Origin of the sequence: Streptomyces sp. NPDC046870, from assembly GCF_040704595.1 — a bacterium.
Classification (GTDB): Bacteria; Actinomycetota; Actinomycetes; order Streptomycetales; family Streptomycetaceae; genus Streptomyces; species Streptomyces argyrophylli.
Genome location: NZ_JBEYXM010000017.1, coordinates 140,337 through 161,459, shown reverse-complemented (window position 1 = coordinate 161,459; position 21,123 = coordinate 140,337). Strand labels below are relative to the sequence as shown.

Here is a 21,123-nt window from a genome sequence, read left to right as displayed (position 1 = left end):
CCGTCGGCGGTGCCGGCCCCGGCGACGTCGAGGCACTTGCCGGCCAGGCCGGTGATCGTGCCGGTGGCGGCCTGCGCGGGGGAGGCGGCCAGCAGTCCGGTGGACAGGGTGAGAGCGGCGACCGCCAGCGCGGCCGAAGCGGACGGGGGGAAGGACCTGGCTCTGGGCATGGTGGGGGCGCCCTTTCGTGAGGTGTGGGGTGGTCGCCCGGCGAAACTAGAGGTCCAGACCACTTCCGTCAAGGTATGAAGTAAGAAGTGAGGGAAGGCGGTTGTCGTGCCGCCCGCGGGCGCCGGCGGTGGACCGGGCGCTGGCCGGAAGTCGCCCCGGTCGCTGCGGCGGGTCCTAAGCTCGGTCGCGCTTGACGATCTCGGTGATGCTCGGTGAGCTCGGTGAAGGGGCCTGAACTGCGGTGGAGCACAAGCGCGTTGTCATCGTGACCGGCGGAGGCTCGGGTATCGGCCGGGCGACGGCCCGGCTGCTGGCCGAGGCGGGTCACCAGGTCGTCGTCTCCGGCCGCCGGGCCGAACCCCTGGAGCACCTCGCGCGGGAGACGGGGGCGCTGGCGCATCCGTCCGACGTCGGCGACCCCGACGCCGTCGAGGGACTGGTCCAGGCGGCCCTGGACGCGTACGGACGGCTCGACGGGCTGGTGCTGAACGCGGGCGTCGGGCGCGGCGGAGCCGTGGGCGACATGTCGCTGCGGGACTGGGACGAGGTGATGCGCACCAACTTGACCGGTCCGCTCCTGCTGTTGCGTGCCTCGATCCCGCACCTGCTGGAGTCCCGGGGAGCGGTGGTCGCCGTCGCGTCGGTGTCCGCGCTGCGCAACGGCACGAGCAACGCGCCGTACGCCACCTCCAAGGCCGCCCTGCTCCAGCTGTGCCGTTCCGTCGCCGTCGACTACGGCCGCCAGGGGGTGCGGGCCAACATCGTGTGTCCCGGCTGGGTGCGCACCGAGATGGCCGACCGGCGCATGGCGCGTTTCGCCGCGGAGGCGGAACTGCCGGGCGACGGGGCGGAGGCCGCCTACGCGGAGGCCACGAGGCTGCTGCCGCAGGGGCGCCCGGGTGAGCCGCGCGAGGTGGCGGAGGCGATCGGCTGGCTGCTGTCCCCGGCGGCGTCGTACGTCAACGGCGCGGTGCTCACCGTGGACGGCGGCGCGACCGCCCTCGATCCGGGAACGCTCGCGTTCGACTACCGGATCACGCCCCGCGCCGGCGAGGACGGCGCCGACGCCGCCCGCTGAGCGGGCTCCGGGACGCCCCGCTTCGCCGCTGCCGGGGCGGTCCTTCGGACGGGCCGGCCTTCGGCACGGCCGATCTGGCGTCGAAACTGCTTCGGCGTTCGGCAGGGCCGGCCCTGCTTCGGCGGCCGGCCTGGCTTCAGCGCCGACGGGCCGGCGGGATGCGGTCGGGGCAGGGGAGGGCGCCGGTCATCGTCGGCCACATCCGGGCGATGCCGAGCAGCGTCCCGGTACTGCCGTGCGTCACCCCGGGCAGGGGTCGGGGGTCGGCCGGTGACACGCCGGCGAGGACGGCCCGCCGGGCCTGGTCCACGGCACCGGCGAGCGCGGCGGAGGCCAGACGGTCGTCCGGTACCCCGGCCCCCCTGGCGTACCGGTACGCGCTCTCGTAGGCGTCCGGCGCCACGTACTGCTGGAGTGTCAGAAGGGCGTCGTACGTCTCGATGGTCTGCCGGTGTGCCTGCAAGGCCGGTGGAAGGCGCGGCCACAGCACCTCCTGGAGCCGGGACCGCCGCGGCCTGGCGAGGGCCACGTCGGGCACCGCCGTCACCAGGTCGCGCCACAGCGGCCACAGTCGCCAGACCGTCCGCAGCGCGCCGGCCGACCGGACGAGGGCGCTCACGCTGGGGACCAGCAGGGACGCCGCCCGCAGGAAGCCGTGCACACTCATGACCACGGTCAGGCAGGGGAGCAGGCGCGGGGCACGGTCGTAGAGCTGCCAGAGGTAACCGGACCAGAAGACGAGGGCGAGCACGCTGCCCGCCGCGAACAGACGCAGCGACCACACGAGGTCGCGCTCGGCCGTGCGCAGGCTGTACCGCCAGCAGACCACGACGGCGGCGGCGTCACCGGCGAGGTGGGTGGCGATGAGGATCAGCCAGTAGGCGGACGCGCCGGACGCGGGCCCCTGGGCGGACGCCGTTCCCCTGCCGATGTGCAGCACGTCCAGGACGAGCAACGAGACGAGGGCCGCCGTCATCCCCACCGCCACGTGGCGGCGCAGCCGCGGAGGACCGCTGGAGTCGACCACGAAGAGCAGGACCAGCCCCGCGCTGAGCACGCCGATCAGATTGCGGACGAGGGACACCGTGTGGACGTCGAGGCCGGCCGACGTGAGCGGGCCGACGATCCCGGGCTGGAAGAGGGTGATCGCGACGGTCGCCGCCAGCACGGTGAGCCAGAGTCCCCGCTGCTGGGAGTGGCGCAGGGCCGGCCGGGCCCGCCAGACGAGGGCGAACCACAGGGCGAGGACGCCGGCGAGTCCGGCCCGGGCCGCCAGCTCATTCACCGGCGTCGGCCGTCACCCCGAGGAACGCGCCGAGCCGGCCCAGGGGACCGGCCGCCCGGCCCGCGGTCCCGGCGCTCTGGATCAGGGTGGCGATCATCTCGGCTTCCTGTTCCTCGGTGTTCGTGTAGCTGGTCCTGGCCCTGAACCGGGTGACGCCATGCGGCTGCAGCCCGACCAGGAGGTCACCGGGCGGCTGCTCGCCGTCTTCCGTGAGGCTCCGGTGGTGGTCGCACAGCACGTGGCCGATCTCGTGGAGGATGATGTGCTCCCGGTGCAGCGGGGCGGTCCGGGCCTCGTAGAAGACGTAGTCGGCCTTGTCGGTGGCCATCCAGAGGCCGCAGGCCCCGGCGGCCGCCACCTCCTCGGGCAGCTCCCTCAGCACGAGGGGACGGCCCCGGAGTTCCTCCACCCGCTCCCGGACCGCCTCCAGGGACAGCGACCGGGGCACCCCGAGATCGCGCAGGATCGCGGTGCACCGGCGCCGTAGCGCGGTGTACTCGCCCGTTCTCCTCACCTGCCGTGTCACCCCGTTCGGGCGAGAAATCACTTCCCGTCACCAGCGGACAAACTATGGCTCACACCTAAGCAGGTCGCGTGCCCTCTTGCACACGCCTGCCCGGAAAATCGGTCGGCCTTTGGCGTGAACCTTCTGCCGCGCCCGGCGGGCTCCCGGGCCGGCGGCCCCGCACGGACGGGGGTCCCGCCGGGACGACGCCGCGGGGACTCGTCGCGGACAGCCCGCCGGAACCCCCGGGAGACCGGGCCCGGGACCGCCGGGCGGCAGGGCAGCCGTCGCCCTCTCCGGGACCGCCTACCCTTGACGCATGACCAGCAGCAGCGACCGGAGCCCGGCAGTGGACGTTCAAGGATCCAAGAGTTACGAAATCCGCACCTACGGGTGCCAGATGAACGTCCACGATTCCGAGCGATTGGCCGGGCTGCTCGAAGAGGCCGGGTACGTGCGGGCCCCCGAGGGCTCCGACGGTGACGCCGACGTCGTCGTCTTCAACACCTGCGCGGTCCGGGAGAACGCCGACAACCGGCTCTACGGCAACCTCGGCCGGCTCGCGCCGAAGAAGGCCTCGCGCCCCGGCATGCAGATCGCGGTCGGCGGCTGTCTGGCGCAGAAGGACCGGGACACCATCGTGAAGAAGGCGCCCTGGGTGGACGTCGTCTTCGGCACGCACAACATCGGCAAGCTGCCCGTCCTGCTGGAGCGCGCCCGCGTCCAGGAGGAGGCCCAGGTCGAGATCGCCGAGTCCCTGGAGGCCTTCCCCTCCACGCTGCCGACCCGCCGCGAGAGCGCCTACGCGGCCTGGGTGTCGATCTCCGTCGGCTGCAACAACACCTGCACCTTCTGCATCGTCCCGGCCCTGCGCGGCAAGGAGAAGGACCGCCGCCCCGGCGACATCCTCGCCGAGATCGAGGCCCTGGTCGGCGAGGGCGTCTCCGAGATCACCCTGCTCGGCCAGAACGTCAACGCCTACGGCTCCGACATCGGCGACCGCGAGGCCTTCAGCAAGCTGCTGCGCGCCTGCGGGACCATCGAGGGCCTGGAGCGGGTCCGCTTCACCTCCCCCCACCCGCGCGACTTCACCGACGACGTCATCGCCGCCATGGCCGAGACGCCGAACGTGATGCCGCAGCTGCACATGCCGCTCCAGTCCGGCTCGGACACCGTGCTGAAGGCGATGCGCCGCTCGTACCGCCAGGACCGCTACCTGGGGATCATCGAGAAGGTGCGGGCGGCCATCCCGCACGCCGCGATCACCACCGACATCATCGTGGGCTTCCCCGGCGAGACCGAGGAGGACTTCGAGCAGACGCTGCACGTCGTCCGCGAGGCCCGCTTCGCGCAGGCCTTCACCTTCCAGTACTCCAAGCGCCCCGGCACGCCCGCCGCGACCATGGAGAACCAGATCCCCAAGGAGGTCGTCCAGGCACGCTACGAGCGGCTGGTCGCCCTCCAGGAGGAGATCTCCTGGGAGGAGAACAAGAAGCAGGTCGGCCGCACGCTGGAGCTGATGGTCGCGGAGGGCGAGGGCCGCAAGGACGGCGCCACCCACCGTCTCTCCGGCCGCGCCCCCGACAACCGCCTCGTCCACTTCACCAAGCCGGACCAGGAGGTGCGCCCCGGCGACGTCGTCACCGTCGAGGTCACGTACGCCGCACCGCACCACCTCCTCGCCGAGGGCCCGGTCCTCGGAGTGCGCCGCACGCGCGCGGGGGACGCCTGGGAGAAGCGCACCGCCGCGGCGGCCGCCAAGCCGGCGGGCGTCATGCTCGGACTGCCGAAGATCGGCGTCCCGGCACCGCTGCCGGCGACCACGGGAAGCGCCTGCGGCTGCGACTGAGGTCCCGGCACACCGCGCGGGGCGGGAAGAAGCACAACGCGTTGCCGTACGGCGTCGAGTCCACCTCACCGGGCGGGCCGCCCGCGTGCGTGACAGCCCGCCCGGCGACCGGCGGGACGAGCCGGAGCGCGGACCGGCCATCCTGGTGTCCGGCCCACGGCACAAGCTCCCCCACCCCGTCGGGGCCGACGAGGCGACGCGGGAGACCGCGCTCTGCCGCGACCTCTTCGCCGAGAACGTGATCAGCGACGGCAAGCTCGTAGTGCTCGTCCTGACGGTGATCGACCTGACGGACGTGCTGATCGAGGAGTGACACGTGCTCCGCCCGCGGGGTTACGCTGCCGATCATGCTTGTCGCCGCCGCAGTCTGTCCCTGCCCACCGCTGCTCGTGCCCGAGGTCGCCGCGGGTGCCGCACCAGAACTGGACACCGCCCGCGCCGCCTGCACGGACGCGCTCGGCGTGCTCGCCGCCGCCCGCCCCGACCTGCTGGTGGTCCTCGGCACCGCCGAGGAGAGCGGACGCGGCCCGTTCCCGCAGGGCACCCCGGGCACCTTCCGCGGATTCGGGGTCGACCTGGAGGTGCGCCTGGGGCCCGTCGGCCACCCCGCCCCGCAGCGCCGCCTGCCGACCTCGCTGGCCGTCGGCGCCTGGCTGCTGGAGCGGACCGGGTGGTCCGCTGCCCCGATCGAGGGACTCGGTGTCGCGGACACGCTGGAGCCGGAGCGGTGCGCCGAGACCGGACGGGAGCTGGCCGGCCGGGCCGGGCGGGTGGCCCTGCTGGTGATGGGGGACGGCAGCGCCTGCCGCTCGCTCAAGGCGCCGGGCTACCTGGACGAGCGGGCGGCACCCTTCGACGCGGAGGCCGCCCGGGCGCTCGGCGCGGCGGACCCGGCCGCGCTGCGGGCACTGGACCCGGCCCTGGCGCACGAACTGAAGGCCACGGGCCGCGCCCCATGGCAGATCCTGGCAGGCGCGGCCGAGAACGCGAACCTCACCGGGGCACTGCTGTACGAGGACGCGCCGTACGGCGTGGGGTACATGGTCGCGACCTGGTCCTGAGCCCGGGTCGAGGGCTGGACCGGTGCGGACGGGTGTCATGGGCGGGCGGAGGAACCCGGCCGCCGTGGACAACACGCGCCCGGGGCGCCCCGCGGATCACGGGGCGCCCCGGGCGCGCGGTCACCAGGACGGCCGTCGGCTCGTCAGGAAGCCGGTGGCGGGCCCTCCGGGTGGGCCGGAGGGGTCGGGCTCATCGGGTCGTGGGGCGCCGCTTCGGGGCCGCTCTTGTGCGCGAGGCGGTCCATCGCCTCCTTGGCCTTGCCCGTGCCCGCGTGGATCTTGTCGCTGTACTTGCCCTTGGTCCGCTCGTCGACGGCCTTCGCGGCCTTGTCGATCCCGTGCTGGACCTTGTCCCCGTGCTGCCGCGCGAGGTCCGACACCTTGTCCTTGGCCGGGCCCAGCTTGGCCTTCATGTTGTCCATCAGACCCATGGTCCACCTTCCCTCGCGGGACAGTTACCTGCGGGCGCTGTCGCCGGCCTCGCTGTCGACGGCCCCACCCGCGGACTGCTGCCGGGGGATCCCGGCACCCTCGGACGCGTCGTCCGTGCCGGAGTCCGAGCGCACGGCCCCGTCCTCGTGCTCGTCACGGGACGCGTCCTCCGCCTCCGCCGGCCCGGTTCCCGTCGCCTCGGCCGTCTCCGCCTGCTCCGCCTCGGTTCCTTCCGGCTCCGTGCCGGCACTCGCCGCCGTGGCCGACGCCTCCGGAGCCGCCTTCGATCGGCCGAGAAGTCGTGCAAACACGCCCATATCCACTCCATACGGTACTCGTGCGGGCGAATTCCCGCGTCACCCGGTGCGTAAGGTTGCGCCGCCCGGGTCACCGCCCCCGCAGCCCGGCGGGCGGCACCTCGCACGGGCAACGACCCGGGACGCACACCGTCACGTAACTCGTTCGAGAGCTCACCGGGAGGTTTGCGAGACTGGTGCGGTGAGCAGTGCACCCCCCGCCCCCCGCGTCATCGCCGTCGTCGGTCCCACCGCGGCCGGAAAGTCCGATCTCGGCGTCTTCCTGGCCCAGCGGCTCGGCGGCGAGATCGTCAACGCCGACTCCATGCAGCTGTACCGAGGGATGGACATCGGTACCGCCAAGCTGACGCCCGACGAGCGCGGCGGCGTCCCGCACCACCTGCTGGACATCTGGGACGTGACGGTCACCGCGTCGGTCGCCGAGTACCAGAGGCTGGCCCGCGCGCGGATCGACGCACTGCTCGCCGAGGGCCGCTGGCCCATCCTCGTGGGCGGCTCCGGTCTGTACATCCGTGGCGCCGTCGACAATCTGGAGTTCCCCGGCACCGACCCGGAGGTCCGGGCCCGCCTGGAGGAGGAGCTGGCGCTGCGCGGCTCGGGCGCGCTGCACGCCCGGCTGGCCGCCGCCGACCCCGAGGCCGCCCGCGCGATCCTGCCCAGCAACGGCCGCCGTATCGTCCGGGCCCTGGAAGTGATCGAGATCACCGGACAGCCCTTCACGGCCAACCTGCCCGGTCACGACTCCGTCTACGACACCGTCCAGATCGGTGTCGACGTGGCTCGTCCGGAACTGGACGACCGCATCGCGCGGCGCGTCGACCGCATGTGGGAGGCGGGCCTCGTGGCGGAGGTGCGCGCACTGGAGGCGCAGGGCCTGCGCGAGGGGCGCACGGCGTCGCGTGCGCTCGGCTACCAGCAGGTGCTGGCGGCACTGGCCGGGGAGTGCACCGAAGCGGAAGCGAGGGCCGAGACCGTCCGTGCCACCAAGCGCTTCGCGCGCCGGCAGGATTCGTGGTTCAGGCGCGATCCCCGGGTGCACTGGTTGAGTGGGGCCTCGGTGGACCGCCGGGAACTTCCGCAGCAGGCCCTGGCGTTGGTCGAACGACCGGTCACAGCCTGATCACGTCATGGCATCGGGATGCGCCGCCGGTCATCGCGGCCTCGGACGCCGTGCCATCATCGAGCTTCGATCGACCAAGTGGAGCCTAGTTGGGAGGGCGCGTGGCGATGGAGGCCGGCCCTCGCGACACCGCACGAAGTGCCGAGCACGTCACCACGGAGAGTGACGAGCCGGGTCGGAGCGGCCCGGACCCCGGTGGGGACCGTCCACGGGTGAACGGGCGCGCCGACGGCAGCGCGCGTGACAGCGGCGGGCTGCTCGACGCCGCCTCCGACGACGGCCTTCCCGAGGACCGCCTGACGGAGATCACCCTCTCCGACGACCGGCTGTCCGGGGCCGGTGCTCTCTCCGGCGACCGCCTGTCCGAGGACTCCCTGGCCGATGACGGGCCCGACGACACCGTGGGAGGGGTGACCGCCGACGGGCCGGCGCCCGAGGAGATGTACCCGGGCGGACCCGAGGTCGAGGTCGAGCTGCGCCCGCAGCGCCGGCTGCGCATCTGGCAGCTCGCCCCCATCGTGGGCCTGGCCGCCGTCGGCTCCCTGATGTTCGCCTTCCCGCTCGCCTTCGACTTCGGCGACAGCGGCGCGGTCATCGCCATGCTCGGCCTGCTGATCTGCTCCTGCGCGGCGGGCTGGGGCATGATGGCGGCCCGCCGGGTGGGCTACACCTGGCCCGGCCTGCCCCCGCGCGGCTCCGGCCGCCGCCCCGACTGGCGGGTCGTGCTCGGGTACGTGCTCCTGGTGGTCGTGGTCGTCGTGCTCGCGGTGTGGCGCGTAGCGCGCCTGCGCTAGGGCCCCCGAGGGAAGCCGGGCCCGCCGGAACGGGCCTGTCGTGGCCACCCCGTACGATCGAGGGATGAGCACACGGATCGCCTTCCTCAAGGGTCACGGCACCGAGAACGACTTCGTGATCGTCCCGGACCCCGAGAACGCCCTGGAGCTGTCCCCGGCCGCCGTCGCCGCCCTGTGCGACCGCCGGGCGGGCATCGGCGGCGACGGCGTGCTGCACGTCGTACGGTCCGCGGCTCACCCGGAGACCCGGGACATGGCCGACGAGGCCGAGTGGTTCATGGACTACCGCAACGGCGACGGCTCGGTCGCCGAGATGTGCGGCAACGGCGTCCGTGTGTTCGCGCGCTACCTCCAGCACGCCGGACACGTCGCCGAAGGGGACCTCACGATCGCCACGCGCGCGGGCGTGAAGACCGTCCACATCGCCAAGGACGGCGACATCACCGTCGGCATGGGCCGCGCCCGCCTCCCCGAGGGAGACGTCACGGTCACCGTCGGTGAGCGCAGCTGGCCCGCGCGCAACGTGAACATGGGCAACCCGCACGCGGTGGCCTTCGTGGCCGACCTGGCGCACGCCGGCGACCTGTACACCGCGCCGCCGGTCAGCCCGGCGGCCGCCTACCCGGACGGTGTGAACGTCGAGTTCGTGGTCGACCGAGGCCCCCGCCACGTCGCCATGCGCGTGCACGAGCGCGGCTCCGGCGAGACCCGCTCGTGCGGCACGGGCGCGTGCGCCGTCGCCGTGGCCACCGCCCGGCGGGACGGCACCGACCCGGCCGTCACCGGCACCCCGGCGACGTACACCGTCGACGTCCCCGGGGGCCGGCTCGTCATCACCGAGCGTCCGGACGGCGAGATCGAGATGACCGGCCCCGCCGTGATCGTCGCCGAGGGCGAGATCGACGCCGAGTGGCTGGCTCACGCGTTCGGCTGACCCGCGACCCTAAACCTCGATTCCATCGCTCGAAGGGGTGATCCGTTTCACGCTCGGCGAGAGGCGGTCTGTCGCACGTGGTGGGCTCGGTAGCATCAAGCACCGGCACGGACGGGGGAACGTCGCCATCCCTGAGCCGCGTACGCCCTGGGGCCCCGTCCGCCGGTCCACGAGCCGGAGGTGCCCATGAGTGCGGAGGCCACGAATCCTGCGACCGCTGGCCCGGTAGCGCCCGCAGCGCCACAAGCGCTCACAGCGTCCGTGGCGCCCGCGGCGGCGCGCAGGAAGTCCCGGCCCCGGATCGATCTGCGCCGACTGGGCCGGGCCGCGCTGCTCGGCCCCGCGGTCCGCGGCAAACTGCCCGACGCGATCAGCCATGTCGTGGAGGCGCACCGCGCCCACCACCCCGACGCCGACCTCGAACCCCTGCGCCGCGCCTACGTCCTGGCGGAGTCCTCGCACCGCGGCCAGATGCGCAAGAGCGGTGAGCCGTACATCACGCACCCGCTCGCCGTGACCCTCATCCTCGCCGAACTCGGCGCCGAGACCACGACGTTGACCGCGTCCCTGCTGCACGACACGGTCGAGGACACCGAGGTGACGCTGGATCAGGTCCGGGAGCAGTTCGGGGAGGAGGTTCGTTATCTCGTCGACGGCGTCACGAAACTGGAGAAGGTCGACTACGGAGCCGCCGCCGAGCCGGAGACCTTCCGCAAGATGCTCGTCGCCACCGGCAACGACGTGCGCGTGATGTCGATCAAACTCGCCGACCGCCTGCACAACATGCGCACCCTCGGCGTGATGCGTCCCGAGAAGCAGGAGCGGATCGCCAAGGTCACCCGTGACGTCCTCATCCCGCTCGCCGAACGCCTCGGCGTACAGGCCCTGAAGACCGAGCTGGAGGACCTGGTCTTCGCCATCCTCCACCCCGAGGAGTACGAGCACACCAGAGAGCTCATCGCGGAGAACGCCGCCCGCCCCGGCGACCCCCTCGCCGAGGTCGCCGACGAGGTGCGCGGGGTGCTGCGCGAGTCCGGCATCCCGGCCGAGGTCCTCATCCGCCCCCGGCACTTCGTCTCCGTCCACCGCGTCGCCCGCAAACGCGGACAGCTGCGCGGCACCGACTTCGGCCGCCTGCTGGTGCTGGTCAACGAGGACGCGGACTGTTACGGCGTCCTCGGCGAACTCCACACGTGCATGACGCCGGTGGTCTCGGAGTTCAAGGACTTCATCGCCGTACCGAAGTTCAACCTCTACCAGTCCCTGCACACCGCCGTCGCCCGCCCCGACGGCCAGATGGTCGAAGTCCTCATCCGCACCCACCAGATGCACAAGGTGGCGGAGGCCGGTGTGGTGGCCCTCGGCAACCCGTACGCACCAGGCGCCGACACTCCCGCCTCAGGCGCTCCCGCGTCCGGCAACGCCACGGCCGGCGCCCCGTCGTCCTCCGGTGCCTCGGCCGACGGTGAGCGCGCCGATCCCACCCGCCCCGGCTGGCTCTCCCGCCTCCTGGACTGGCAGCGGGCCGCCCCCGACCCCGACACCTTCTGGTCCACCCTGCGCGAGGACCTCGCCCAGGACCGCGAAATCACCGTCTTCCGCCCCGACGGCGGCGCGCTCGGCCTGCCCGAGGGCGCCACCTGCGTGGACGCCGCCTACGCGCAGTACGGCGAGGACGCGCACGCCTGCATCGGCGCCCGCGTCAACGGCCGGCTGGCCACCCTCAGCACAGTCCTGCGCGACGGCGACACGGTCCAGCTCCTGATGGGCCAGGACCCGGCCTCCGAACCTTCCCGGGAGTGGCTGGAGCACGCGCACACCGCGGCCGCCCGCATCGCCATCCAGCGCTGGCTTGCGACCCACCCCGCCGGCGCCACCGACCCGGCGGAGCCGGCCGGCCCGGGCGAGCCGCGCGGCACCCGCGCCGAGGCCACCGCCGAGCCCGGCACGGCGTCGGCCCGGACGGGAGAGACCGCTTCGACCGGCCCCGCGGCCACCACCGGCGGCCCGACTGCCACCGCAGCCCCCTCCACGGCTCGCTCGGCAGACTCTTCCGCGGCGGCCCGCCCCGCAGGCCCGGCCGTGGCCCGCCGCGCCGAGCCGTCCGGTACCCGCGCCGCGGCACCCTCCGATCCCCGCTCCTCAGCCGCGCCGGAGCGCCCCGCCGACGGTGCCCCCGCCCCGCGCTCCCGGCGCGCCGACGTCCTCGTGGACCGGCCCGGTGCCGCCGCACGGCTCGCCGGGTGCTGCACGCCCGTACCACCGGACGAGATCACCGGGTTCGCGGTGCGCGGGGGAGTGGTGACCGTGCACCGCGTGGAGTGCCCGGCGGTGGCACACATGAAGAGCAGGGGACGCGCGGAGATCGGCGTGCGCTGGGGGGACACCGCCGAGTGCCGGGTCACCCTGGTCGCTGAATCGTTCGGCCGCCCCCACCTCCTCGCCGACCTCACCGAGGCGATCGCCTCGCAGGGCGTCGAGATCGTCTCCGCCACCGTGGAACCGCCCACCCAGCAGCGGGTGCGCCACACCTACACCCTCCAGTTGTCCGACGCGGCCCACCTCCCGGCCCTGATGCGCGCCATGCGGGACGTACCGGGGGTGTACGACGTGCGCAGGGCCCAGCACCAGCCGAGGGCGTCCTGACGACGGCGTCCGGCGTACCCGTTCGGGTGGGCCGGTCGCGCGTCGTCGCCGCGGGGAGGGCGGCCACTGGTAGCGGTGGTCCATGCTGCTCACCCCCCGCTCCCGGCCCCGGACCGCCGTCACCCGGACCACGCCCAAGCCCTCCCGGCACCGGAAGGCGGCCCTGTTCGCCTCCGCCCTCTCCGTCTGCCTCCTGGCCGCCGCGGCGCCGCCCGAACCGCTCGGCGTCGGCGACCGGCTCTTCCCCTACCTCGGCAACCCGGGCTACGACGTCGCCTCGTACGACCTGTCCCTCACCTACCCCGGCAGCAACGACAAGCCGCTCCAGGCCGTCACCACCATCGACGCCTGGACCACCGCCGACCTGGAGCGCCTCAACCTGGACTTCGCGCACGGCACCGTGCGGTCGGTCGAGGTCGACGGACGCCCCGCGGACTTCAGGAGCGCGGGCGACGACCTCGTCGTCACCCCGGAGCACCCCCTGGCCGGGGGCAGCTGGACGCGGATCACCGTGCGCCACACCAGCGACCCCGTCTACGGCAAGGACCAGCAGGGCGGCTGGGTGCGCACCTCCGACGGCCTCGCCATGGCGAACCAGGCCGACGCCGCCCACCTGGTGTTCCCGTGCAACGACCATCCGTCCGACAAGGCGATGTTCACCTTCCGGATCACCGCCCCGAACGGCTACACCGCCGTCGCCAACGGCCTGCCCGCCGGCACCGACCGGGTGGGCACCACCACCACCTGGACGTACCGCACCCAGCACCCCATGGCCACCGAGCTCGCCCAGGTCTCGATCGGCCGCTCGGCCGTGCTGCGCCGCGAGGGCCCCCACGGCCTGCCCGTGCGTGATGTCGTACCCGCCGGCGACCGCAAGGCACTCGAACCGTGGCTCGCGAAGACGCCCGACCAGATCGCCTGGATGGAGAGCAAGGTCGGCCGCTACCCGTTCGAGACCTACGGCCTGCTCATGGCCCAGGCCTCCACGGGCTTCGAACTGGAGACACAGACCCTCTCGCTCTTCGAGAAAGGCCTGTTCACCGAGCCCGCCTACCCCAAGTGGTACATCGAGTCGATCATGGTGCACGAGCTGTCCCACCAGTGGTTCGGGGACAGCGTCACCCCCCGCGCCTGGTCCGACGTCTGGCTGAACGAGGGCCACGCCACCTGGTACGAGGCGCTGTACGCCGAGGAGACGGCGAACCGGCCGATGGAGCAGCGGATGAAGGCCGCCTACGGCGCCTCCGACCGCTGGCGCGAGGCCGGCGGCCCGCCCGCCCGGCCCAAGCCGCCCGCCCCGGGCCAGAAGATCAGCATTTTCCGGCCCAGCATCTACGACGGCGCCGCCCTCGCCCTGTACGCCCTGCGCCAGGAGATCGGCCGACCGGCCTTCGAACGGCTGGAGCGGATCTGGGTCCGGGAGCACCAGGACGCCACCGCCACCACCGACGACTTCGTCCGGCTGGCCTCGGCCGTCGCCGGCCGCGACCTGAGCGGCTTCTTCAAGGCCTGGCTGTACGGCGAGAAGACCCCGCCGATGCCCGGCCACCCGGACTGGAAGCAGACGGCATCGGCCCAGCCCGCCTCGCCGCGCGCCCGGCGGTGACCCGGTGACGCCCGGAGATAACCCGATGACGAGACGCGCCGTACCGTGCGACCATCTAGGGGTGGGCGCGCGGGGAAACGGGAATCTCCCGGGGTACCCGTGCGTTGTACACCACGAGCGGGACGGGTGACCGCCCGCCGTACGGAAGCCGTCACGTTGACGCCGGGACGGCACTCCCACCGACGTATCTCATCGACGTAAGGATCCAATGACCTCCTCTTCTTCCTCTTCCCAGGACACCAAGCGCCTCGCGCACGCCTATCCCGAGGGTCTTCGGGCCGATGCCCTGATGGAAGAGGACGTCGCCTGGAGCTACGAGATCGACGGCGATCGGGACGGCGACCAGTTCGACCGCTCCGAGCGCGCGGCCCTGCGCCGCGTGGTGGGTCTGTCCACCGAGCTGGAGGACGTCACCGAGGTCGAGTACCGCCAGCTCCGCCTGGAGCGGGTCGTGCTCGTCGGCGTGTGGACCACCGGCACGGCGCAGGACGCCGACAACTCCCTCGCGGAGCTGGCCGCCCTCGCGGAGACCGCGGGCGCGCTCGTGCTCGACGGCGTGATCCAGCGCCGCGACAAGCCCGACGCGGCCACCTACATCGGCTCCGGCAAGGCCGCCGAGCTGCGTGACATCGTCATCGAAACGGGCGCGGACACCGTCATCTGTGACGGTGAGCTGAGCCCCGGCCAGCTGATCCAGCTGGAGGACGTCGTCAAGGTCAAGGTCATCGACCGTACGGCCCTGATCCTGGACATCTTCGCCCAGCACGCCAAGTCCCGCGAGGGCAAGGCGCAGGTCGCGCTCGCGCAGATGCAGTACATGCTGCCGCGGCTGCGCGGCTGGGGTCAGTCGCTGTCCCGGCAGATGGGTGGCGGTCGCGGCGGTCTCGCCACGCGTGGCCCCGGTGAGACCAAGATCGAGACGGACCGGCGCCGGATCCGCGAGAAGATGGCCAAGATGCGCCGGGAGATCGCGGAGATGAAGACCGGCCGCGAGATCAAGCGCCAGGAGCGCCGTCGGAACAAGGTCCCGTCGGTCGCCATCGCGGGCTACACCAACGCCGGCAAGTCCTCCCTGCTCAACCGCCTCACGGGCGCCGGCGTCCTGGTCGAGAACGCCCTGTTCGCGACCCTGGACCCGACCGTCCGCCGGGCCGAGACCCCGAGCGGCCGGCTCTACACCCTGGCGGACACCGTCGGCTTCGTCCGGCACCTGCCGCACCACCTGGTCGAGGCGTTCCGCTCCACCATGGAGGAGGTCGGCGACTCCGACCTGATCCTGCACGTGGTGGACGGCTCGCACCCGAACCCGGAGGAGCAGCTCGCCGCCGTACGCGAGGTGATCCGCGACGTCGGAGCCACCGACGTGCCGGAGATCGTCGTGGTCAACAAGGCGGACGCGGCCGACCCGCTGGTCCTCCAGCGGCTGCTGCGGGTCGAGAAGCGCTCCATCGCCGTCTCGGCACGCACCGGCCGGGGCATCGAGGAGCTGCTCGGCCTGATCGACGACGAGCTGCCCCGCCCCTCGGTCGAGATCGAGGCGCTCGTGCCGTACACCCACGGCAAGCTGGTCGCCCGCGCCCACACCGAGGGCGAGGTGATCTCCGAGGAGCACACCGCGGAGGGCACCCTGCTCAAGGTCCGGGTGCACGAGGAGCTGGCGGCGGACCTCGCGCCGTACGTACCGGTCTCCGCGGCCTGACCCAGCCCGTCACGAGGGCCCGCCACCCCAGGGTGGCGGGCCCTCGTCATGCCCGGCGCCAGGTCACCGCCCGGCGAACTGCTTGCTCACCGACTCGTACACGCCCTTGGCCACCTCGCCCAGCCGGGGACCGGCCAGCCAGCCGGAACGCACCGGGCCGATGGACGTGTTCGACACCAGCGCGGGCTTGCCGTCCGCGCCCGTCTCCACCCAGCCGCCACCGGAGGAGCCACCGGTCATCGTGCAGCCGATCCGGTACATCGTCGGGTCGGACTGCTCGATGGAGAGCCGGCCCGGCTTGTCCTGGCACTGGTACAGCAGCTGACCGTCGTACGGCGCCGCCGCCGGGTAGCCGGACGCCGTGATGCTCCGCACCTGGGACACGGCCGGCGCGTCGAAGTTCACCGGCAGCGCCCCGCCGACGGTCTCCTCCAGCGACTTGCCGCCGCTGCCCTGCTCGGGCGTCACATGGATGACGGCGAAGTCGTACGAGGCACCGTCACCGCCCGTCTCGCCCCCCTTGCTGATCCACTGCTGCGAGGTCTTCGCCGCGTCGGCCCACCACACGCCGTACGGAGCGATCTCGGAGCGGCTGGCGCCCTCCAGTTCGGCCGCCGACCTTCCCTGGTCGTTGTACGACGGCACGAAGGCGAGGTTGCGGTACCAGCCGCCCTTCTTGCCGGCGTGCACACAGTGACCCGCCGTCCAGACGAGGTTGGACTTGCCCGGGTGCGCCGGGTCCGTCACCACCGTCGCGGAACAGACCATGGTGCCCCCGGGGGCGTCGAAGAGCAGCTTGCCCGAGGTGGCCGCACTGGTGTGGTACGGCGGTGTGACCGTACGTGCCTGCACCGGCTGCGGCGTCGGGTCCGTCACGCCCTGGTCACCGGAGATGTCGTTGTCGTCGACGCCCCGGTCCGGGTCCTCGGCGTCACGCATCCGGTCCGGGTTCCACAGGCCCTTGATGATCGGGTTGACGAAGTCGTTGGCCTCGCGCAGCCAGTCGTCCCGGTTCCAGTTCTTCCAGGCGCCGTGCTTCCACTTGTCGATGTCGATCCCGTGTTCCTTGAGCCTCTGCTTCAGGTCGTCCGGGATCGTGATCTTTCCGTCGTGGCTGCTCGCCGCGGACGGCTTGCCGTCGGCGTTGTCGTCGCCGCAGGCGGTGGCGGTCAGCGCCAGCACCGACGCGAGAGCGACCGCCGTCAGCGAGGTGGAGGTCCGGCGACCACCCCTGCCTCGCCGAGCGGTGAACGACGGCCGTATGGATCGCATGTTGTTGACTCCCCCTGCTGTGAAAGGAATTCGGTGCTTGGGCCCCGACACCGGCGTCCAACTCATGGAAGGTGCATGCCGGTCTCACGACCTTCTGGGAACGGCATCACACACTATGCCGTCGCCGTGGGGGAGTTCCGACGGGAGGGCAACGGTTCCGTCACAGGCCGCCTGAACAGGGCAGGAGCGCCGGCCGGTCCGAGGGCCGCCTCGTTGTCCGCGCAGAACGGTGCCGCCTTCCATGGTGATCCGTGCCGCCTGTCCACGGTGATCCGTGCCGCTTGGCCACGGTGATCCGTGCCGACTCCTCGACTGTCCTCGACTCCCGGCGTGGCGGAGGGGCGCGTCCCCGTGCCGTCCGGCCAAGGATCTCCCGGCGAGCCCGTAACCGCCCGATCGGTGCGCGGTTGTAGCCCGTGGGGCCTGTCGCCAGTGTCCGGTCCCCGAGGATCAACTCGCCTTCGGGCAGCGGGGAGGACAACGCGCCGTGTCCGTTTCGGAGTCGATGGCTGGAGGCACGTCCGGGGACGCGCGGGCCGTGCACGAGGGAATCCTCAGACGCCAGTCGGCGCGTGAGTCCTCGGCACGCACCTATGCCCGGGCCCTGCCCATCGTGCCCGTCCGGGCCCGAGGGCTCACCATCGAGGGCGCCGACGGCCGCCGTTACCTCGACTGCCTCTCCGGCGCAGGCACCCTCGCCCTCGGCCACAACCACCCGGTCGTGCTGGAAGCCATCCGCCGGGTCCTCGACTCCGGTGCCCCCCTCTCCGTCCTCGACCTCGCGACCCCCGTCAAGGACGCCTTCGTCACCGAACTGTTCCGCACCCTCCCACCCGGCCTCGCCGGCCGCTCGCGGGTCCAGTTCTGCGGACCGGCCGGCACCGACGCCGTCGAGGCCGCCCTCAAACTGGTCAGGACCGCGACCGGCCGCACCGGCATCCTCACCTTCACCGGCGCCTACCACGGCATGACCGCCGGCGCCCTGGCCGTCTCCGGGGGAGCGGCCGACGACCAGGTGACCCGCCTGCCCTACCCGCAGGACTACCGCTGCCCCTTCGGCGTCGGCGGCCCGCACGGTGCCGAACTCGCCGTCCGCTGGACCGAGTCCCTCCTCGACGACCCCAAGTCCGGCGTCCCGCTGCCCGCCGGGATGATCCTCGAACCGGTCCAGGGCGAAGGCGGAGTGATCCCCGCGCCGGACGACTGGCTGCGCCGCATGCGCCGGCTCACGGCGGACCGGTCCATCCCGCTGATCGCCGACGAGATCCAGACCGGAGTCGGCCGCACGGGCGCCTTCTGGGCCGTCGACCACAGCGGCGTCACCCCCGACGTCATGGTCCTGTCCAAGGCCATCGGCGGCAGCCTCCCACTGGCCGTGATCGTCTACCGCGACGACCTCGACGTCTGGGAGCCCGGCGCCCATGCCGGCACCTTCCGCGGCAACCAGCTCGCCATGGCCGCCGGCACCGCCACCCTCGCCCACGTCCGCGAGAACGCCCTCGCCGAACGCGCGGCCGCCCTCGGTTCCCGCATGCTGCGCCAACTCGCCGAACTCAGCCACGCGTTCCCCTGCGTGGGAGACGTCCGAGGGCGCGGACTCATGATCGGGCTCGAACTGGTGAACCCGGACGCCGACCCCACCGCCTCTCGCCCGGTTCCCCCCGTCGGTGACGCCAGTGACGCCGGTGAGGTCGCCGGCCTCGACGGCGGTGGCATGGGCGACATGGGTGGCCTCGGCGGCGCGGCGGTCCGGCCGGAGCCCACCCGCACGCCGTCCCCGGCCGCCCCCGAACTCGCCGCCGCCGTGCAGCGGGAGTGCCTCCAGCGCGGACTGATCGTCGAACTCGGCGGCCGGCACGCGTCCGTGGTCCGGCTGCTTCCGCCGCTCACGATCAGCGACGAACAGGCGACGGCTGTACTCGACCGGCTGACCGACGCGGTGGCCGCGGTCGCGCGTCACCACGCATCCCATGGCCCACACCAGCAACGCCAAGCCTGCCCGGCCCAGCACGCGGGCTGACCACCAGCCGCGCCGGACGCCCCTGGCGCCCGCCTGCGGGCACACACCGCTTCCCATCCCTGTTCAGCCCCCCTTCCCGGACGTCGAGGCCGACGTCCACCGCCGACCACACCCACAGGGCCGCCCGCCTCACCGCCCGCCGGCCCGGAAGGAACGCCGCCCGAGCCGACGGCGGAACGAGCCCGCACCCCTCACTCCAGCCCGAGAGGAGCGTCATGAACGCCACCCCCACCCCCGACGACCAGGGAGGCACCGGCGCACCGTCCTGCGCCGCACCGCTCACCGAGTCGGTCCCGCGGCAGAAGAGGCGGGAGACCGGTCCCGCCCGGAGGACAGCTCCCGAGGCCGGCGCGGCTGAGGGCCCCGCTCCGCTGGAGGACCCGGATCCGCTGGAGGACCCCGATCCCCAGGCCGCCGCCCAGGCCGCCGCCGTCGAGAACCTGCTGCGGTGCTGGGCCCGCGAGAGCCGCCTGACCGCTCCTACGGCGGGCAGCCTCCACATCCCGCTGCCGGCCAGCGGCGCCACCCTGATCGCACCGGTCCACCACTGGTCCCCGACGGGCTGGCACCGCTTCGGCCTCCCGCGCCTGGCCGGCGCGTCCGACGCGACGCCACCCGTCGACGCCGTCACCCTCGCGGCCCTCCTCGCACGGGAACCCGTCCCCGAGCCGGCCGACACCACCACCTCCTCACCTCGCGCCTCCTCAGACTCCGCCGACGGCACCGGGCCCGACGGCACCCGCTTCGAGGGCGTCCCCAGCTCCGGCACCGGCGCCGGCGATCGAGCCGACGGCCCAGACCTCGTGGCCAGAGTCGCCGACTCCGTCCGCCGTACCGCGACCTTCATCCGGCACCGGCGGGAACACCCCGCCGACACCCCCGACCGCTTCCTCGGCGCCGAGCAGGCCCTGCTGCTCGGGCACCCGCTGCATCCCACCCCGAAGAGCAGGGAAGGCCTGACCGAAGCCGAAGCCGAGCGGTACTCACCCGAGCTGCGTGGCTCCTTCCCCCTGCACTGGCTGTCCGTCGACCCCTCCCTCCTCGCGACCGACTCCGCGTGGACCGAGCGCGGCCGTCCCGTGCCCGCCGGGCACCTCGTCCGCCGCCTCGCCGGCACCGCACTGCCGCTGCCCGAGGGTCACACCGCCCTGCCACTGCACCCCTGGCAGGCCCGCGAGGTCCGGCACCGCGCGCCCGTCGCCGCGCTGCTCGACTCCGGGCTCCTCCATGACCTCGGACCCCTGGGCGCTTCCTGGTCTCCCACCTCCTCCGTACGCACCGTGCACCGATCCGGTGCCCCCGCGATGCTCAAGCTCTCGCTGGCCCTGCGCATCACCAACTCCCGCCGGGAGAACCTCCGCAAGGAACTCCACCGCGGAGTCGAGGTGCACCGGCTCCTGCGTACCGGTCTCGCCCGCCAGTGGCAGACCGCCCACCCCGGCTTCGACATCGTCCGCGACCCGGCCTGGCTCGCCGTCGACGACCTTGACGGCCTGCCCCTGCCCGGTCTCGACGTGGTGATCCGGCACAACCCGTTCACCCCGGCCGACGACGTCGGCTGTGTCGCCGGGCTGGTCGCCCCTCGCCCGTCCCCCGAGCCGCCCGCCGGCACCGCGCCGCACCACCCCGCCCGGCCGATGCGGTCCCGGCTGGCGCGAGTCGTCGCAGATCTCGCCACGCGCACCGGCCGACCCGTCGGCGCCGTCGCCGCCGAGTGGTTCCTGCGCTACCTGGAGCAGGTCGTCCGGCCCGTCCTCTGGCTGGACGGCGAGGCCGGCATCGCCCTCGAAGCGCACCAGCAGAACACGCTGGTCCTGCTGGACGGCGACGGCTGGCCCACCGGCGGCCGCTACCGCGACAACCAGGGGTACTACTTCCGCGAGTCCCGGCGAGCCGAACTGACCGCCCGGCTGCCCGGCATCGGCGAGCACAGTGACACCTTCGTCCCGGACGAGGTCGCCGACGAGCGCTTCGCCTACTACCTCGCCGTCAACAACGTGCTCGGTCTGATCGGTGCCTTCGGCTCCCAGCGCCTCGCCGACGAGCGGCTGCTGCTCGCGGCCTTCCGCCGCTTCCTCACCGGCCTCGCCTCGGGGCCCGCCCCGCTGCGCACCTCCCTGCCCGGCCGCCTCCTGGACTCACCCGTCCTGCGCTGCAAGGCCAACCTGCTGACCCGGCTGCACGGTCTCGACGAACTCGTCGGCCCGGTCGACACCCAGTCCGTCTACGTCACCATCGCCAACCCCCTTCACGCATGAGCGACGTACCTCTGCGCACCACCTGAGCGGACCGCCCTCAGCGAGCGCCCACCGTCTCCCGTCCGAGCAACACCAC

17 protein-coding genes are annotated in these 21,123 nt (G+C 73.1%); 12 read left to right on the top strand and 5 right to left on the bottom strand.

Going from position 1 to position 21,123, the window contains the following annotated elements:
* Positions 1-412 precede the first annotated feature (412 nt).
* Positions 413-1,249 carry an SDR family oxidoreductase gene (locus AB0946_RS29545; protein ID WP_366763709.1) on the top strand — a complete coding sequence of 279 codons (837 nt, stop codon included), beginning with the start codon at positions 413-415 and terminating at the stop codon, positions 1,247-1,249.
* Between the two features lie 136 nt (positions 1,250-1,385).
* Here AB0946_RS29545 and AB0946_RS29540 read toward each other — a convergent pair whose 3' ends face one another.
* Positions 1,386-2,534, bottom strand: coding sequence for an MAB_1171c family putative transporter (locus AB0946_RS29540; protein WP_366763708.1), 1,149 nt, complete (start codon positions 2,532-2,534; stop codon positions 1,386-1,388).
* Positions 2,527-3,048: a regulator component gene (locus tag AB0946_RS29535; protein ID WP_366763707.1), complete on the bottom strand. Its 522-nt coding sequence runs from the start codon at positions 3,046-3,048 to the stop codon at positions 2,527-2,529. The genes AB0946_RS29540 and AB0946_RS29535 overlap by 8 nt, the downstream gene beginning before the upstream one ends.
* Before the next feature lie 310 nt (positions 3,049-3,358).
* Between AB0946_RS29535 and miaB the strand changes: the two genes are divergently transcribed.
* From miaB to AB0946_RS29520, 3 genes are all read left to right on the top strand, one after another.
* On the top strand, positions 3,359-4,888 hold the full coding sequence (miaB, locus tag AB0946_RS29530; protein WP_366763706.1) for a tRNA (N6-isopentenyl adenosine(37)-C2)-methylthiotransferase MiaB: 1,530 nt from the start codon (positions 3,359-3,361) through the stop codon (positions 4,886-4,888).
* A gap of 85 nt (positions 4,889-4,973) precedes the next feature.
* A complete protein-coding gene (locus tag AB0946_RS29525) occupies positions 4,974-5,201 on the top strand; it encodes a hypothetical protein (protein WP_366763705.1) in 228 nt (75 codons plus the stop codon).
* Between the two features lie 34 nt (positions 5,202-5,235).
* Complete coding sequence (locus AB0946_RS29520; protein WP_366763704.1) at positions 5,236-5,949, top strand: class III extradiol dioxygenase subunit B-like domain-containing protein; 714 nt, start codon at positions 5,236-5,238, stop codon at positions 5,947-5,949.
* A 143-nt stretch (positions 5,950-6,092) separates the two neighbouring features.
* Here the strand turns inward: AB0946_RS29520 and AB0946_RS29515 are convergent, their stop codons facing one another.
* Both AB0946_RS29515 and AB0946_RS29510 read right to left on the bottom strand, forming a co-directional pair.
* A complete protein-coding gene (locus tag AB0946_RS29515; RefSeq protein ID WP_366763703.1) occupies positions 6,093-6,380 on the bottom strand; it encodes an antitoxin in 288 nt (95 codons plus the stop codon).
* A 24-nt stretch (positions 6,381-6,404) separates the two neighbouring features.
* Positions 6,405-6,692: a hypothetical protein gene (locus tag AB0946_RS29510; protein WP_366763702.1), complete on the bottom strand. Its 288-nt coding sequence runs from the start codon at positions 6,690-6,692 to the stop codon at positions 6,405-6,407.
* Positions 6,693-6,879: 187 nt separating this feature from the next.
* Here AB0946_RS29510 and miaA point away from each other — a divergent pair, with 187 nt between their 5' ends.
* The 6 genes from miaA to hflX all read left to right on the top strand — a co-directional run bounded on the left by miaA (position 6,880) and on the right by hflX (position 15,497).
* Positions 6,880-7,818: a tRNA (adenosine(37)-N6)-dimethylallyltransferase MiaA gene (gene miaA / locus AB0946_RS29505; RefSeq protein ID WP_366763701.1), complete on the top strand. Its 939-nt coding sequence runs from the start codon at positions 6,880-6,882 to the stop codon at positions 7,816-7,818.
* 326 nt (positions 7,819-8,144) lie between these two features.
* Positions 8,145-8,612: a hypothetical protein gene (locus AB0946_RS29500; RefSeq protein ID WP_366763713.1), complete on the top strand. Its 468-nt coding sequence runs from the start codon at positions 8,145-8,147 to the stop codon at positions 8,610-8,612.
* Between the two features lie 64 nt (positions 8,613-8,676).
* Positions 8,677-9,546, top strand: coding sequence for a diaminopimelate epimerase (gene dapF, locus AB0946_RS29495; RefSeq protein ID WP_366763700.1), 870 nt, complete (start codon positions 8,677-8,679; stop codon positions 9,544-9,546).
* A gap of 186 nt (positions 9,547-9,732) precedes the next feature.
* Entirely contained in the window at positions 9,733-12,192 is a 2,460-nt protein-coding gene (locus tag AB0946_RS29490) for an HD domain-containing protein (protein WP_366763699.1), read from the top strand.
* A gap of 82 nt (positions 12,193-12,274) precedes the next feature.
* Positions 12,275-13,798, top strand: a complete 1,524-nt coding sequence (locus AB0946_RS29485) for a M1 family metallopeptidase (RefSeq protein WP_366763698.1) — start codon at positions 12,275-12,277, stop codon at positions 13,796-13,798.
* Between the two features lie 208 nt (positions 13,799-14,006).
* On the top strand, positions 14,007-15,497 hold the full coding sequence (hflX, locus tag AB0946_RS29480) for a GTPase HflX (RefSeq protein ID WP_366763697.1): 1,491 nt from the start codon (positions 14,007-14,009) through the stop codon (positions 15,495-15,497).
* A gap of 63 nt (positions 15,498-15,560) precedes the next feature.
* Here hflX and AB0946_RS29475 read toward each other — a convergent pair whose 3' ends face one another.
* A complete protein-coding gene (locus AB0946_RS29475) occupies positions 15,561-16,769 on the bottom strand; it encodes a hypothetical protein (RefSeq protein ID WP_366763696.1) in 1,209 nt (402 codons plus the stop codon).
* Positions 16,770-17,274: 505 nt separating this feature from the next.
* Between AB0946_RS29475 and AB0946_RS29470 the strand changes: the two genes are divergently transcribed.
* Complete coding sequence (locus AB0946_RS29470) at positions 17,275-18,789, top strand: diaminobutyrate--2-oxoglutarate transaminase family protein (RefSeq protein WP_366763712.1); 1,515 nt, start codon at positions 17,275-17,277, stop codon at positions 18,787-18,789.
* 215 nt (positions 18,790-19,004) lie between these two features.
* The gene (locus AB0946_RS29465; protein ID WP_366763695.1) at positions 19,005-21,047 is read left to right on the top strand and encodes an IucA/IucC family protein; all 2,043 of its coding nucleotides are present in this window, start codon (positions 19,005-19,007) and stop codon (positions 21,045-21,047) included.
* Positions 21,048-21,123: the final 76 nt, after the last annotated feature.

Excerpts from the sequence above, each read along its gene's own strand:
- AB0946_RS29470 (WP_366763712.1), top strand. The coding sequence starts at position 17,275 with ATGGCTGGAGGCACGTCCGGGGACGCGCGGGCCGTGCACGAGGGAATC.
- AB0946_RS29465 (WP_366763695.1), top strand. The coding sequence starts at position 19,005 with ATGAACGCCACCCCCACCCCCGACGACCAGGGAGGCACCGGCGCACCG.
- AB0946_RS29475 (WP_366763696.1), bottom strand. The coding sequence starts at position 16,769 with ATGCGATCCATACGGCCGTCGTTCACCGCTCGGCGAGGCAGGGGTGGT.
- AB0946_RS29485 (WP_366763698.1), top strand. The coding sequence starts at position 12,275 with ATGCTGCTCACCCCCCGCTCCCGGCCCCGGACCGCCGTCACCCGGACC.
- AB0946_RS29490 (WP_366763699.1), top strand. The coding sequence starts at position 9,733 with ATGAGTGCGGAGGCCACGAATCCTGCGACCGCTGGCCCGGTAGCGCCC.
- hflX (WP_366763697.1), top strand. The coding sequence starts at position 14,007 with ATGACCTCCTCTTCTTCCTCTTCCCAGGACACCAAGCGCCTCGCGCAC.
- dapF (WP_366763700.1), top strand. The coding sequence starts at position 8,677 with ATGAGCACACGGATCGCCTTCCTCAAGGGTCACGGCACCGAGAACGAC.
- AB0946_RS29520 (WP_366763704.1), top strand. The coding sequence starts at position 5,236 with ATGCTTGTCGCCGCCGCAGTCTGTCCCTGCCCACCGCTGCTCGTGCCC.
- miaB (WP_366763706.1), top strand. The coding sequence starts at position 3,359 with ATGACCAGCAGCAGCGACCGGAGCCCGGCAGTGGACGTTCAAGGATCC.
- AB0946_RS29515 (WP_366763703.1), bottom strand. The coding sequence starts at position 6,380 with ATGGGTCTGATGGACAACATGAAGGCCAAGCTGGGCCCGGCCAAGGAC.